1 protein-coding gene is annotated in these 1,115 nt (G+C 42.7%); it reads left to right on the forward strand.

Annotated features, from left to right (window positions below):
• The first annotated feature begins 164 nt into the window (after nucleotides 1-164).
• The gene (locus CDZ87_RS16905; RefSeq protein WP_100754560.1) at nucleotides 165-665 is read left to right on the forward strand and encodes a lecithin retinol acyltransferase family protein; all 501 of its coding nucleotides are present in this window, start codon (nucleotides 165-167) and stop codon (nucleotides 663-665) included.
• The last annotated feature ends 450 nt before the right edge of the window (nucleotides 666-1,115 follow it).

The raw sequence follows: 1,115 nt of genomic DNA on the forward strand, positions 1-1,115 counted from the left end.
ACAAAGCATTTAAGAGTGATTCGCAACGCTTGCCGTTTTCGCTTCGCTCAAAGTATAGGCAAGCGTCGCTCACACCTTAATGCGGCGTTATGCCTTAATCGCTCTTGAAATAGAAATATCCACCCTCATATTGATCCGAGTGTATATCAATGGAAGAGTAAAAAATGGATTTTTCGACGATTAAACCTGGTGATGTTCTAGTTTCCAACTTTAGTATGGGCCCATTTCCATACCAGCATTGGGCATTGGTCTCTGACCGAAAGTGTTCTGAAGGTTTTTATATGTTAATTTCGGCTTCAGAAAGAACGGGTACAGTAAAAGAAGAAAGCGTTGGTGTAGTTACTCAAGGTGCAAAAACATACCTTGCAGACATCAGCTTACCCGTACCAGTTGAACTCGCTATTCAAAATGCTCGTGCTCAAATTGATGTCTGGAAATATTCAGTTACTGATAGAAACTGTGAGCAATTTGTTAACTTTGTTTTCGGACTTGGTATCACATCAAAACAAGTGAAAACGGGAATTGCTCTTGGCGCAACAGGCGCTTTGGCTACAGCGCTTTTGTCCGAAAAACCTACATGGTTCAAAATTCTAGGTGTTGCCGTTGCGTGTGTCGGTGTTGGCGTTGCAAGTGCAAAGGCTGTAGAGAAAAAAGAACAGGCATAACAAAGCATTTAAGAGGGATTCCCAACGCGGGACATTTTTTGTTCTGGTTGGGTTCAGTGTTTACGGTGGCAAGGTTGAGCTTCGTGGTCATGCGTTGCTCACCCCTTAATGCGGCGTTAGTTGCCAGTGGTAAAAACGCAGCTAAAGCATAAAGTTTAAGGCTAATGAATTGTGTAACTTTGCTCGATTTTTGCCTTGGTGTGGTTTGCTGAAGTTTCGTTTGGTTGTTAATGTTGTGGTTTTGTTTTGCCGTTTCAGACGCAAATGTACTCGTTGAAAGTCAGCTTTGTGGCATTGCCTGTCCAAAAGATCTTTTTGGTGCTTTTAGCCAGTTTTCTACGGCGCTGTAAGTTCCAAGCGGTTTCAGTGGCAGGCGCTTTAAAACTGCGCCTGATTTGAGTTTTTCAAAGTGCTGAAAAACGGTGTTGGCAAAAGTGGAAATAAACTGGA

Origin of the sequence: Vibrio salilacus, from assembly GCF_002811245.1 — a bacterium.
In the GTDB taxonomy this organism is placed as follows: Bacteria; Pseudomonadota; Gammaproteobacteria; order Enterobacterales; family Vibrionaceae; genus Vibrio; species Vibrio salilacus.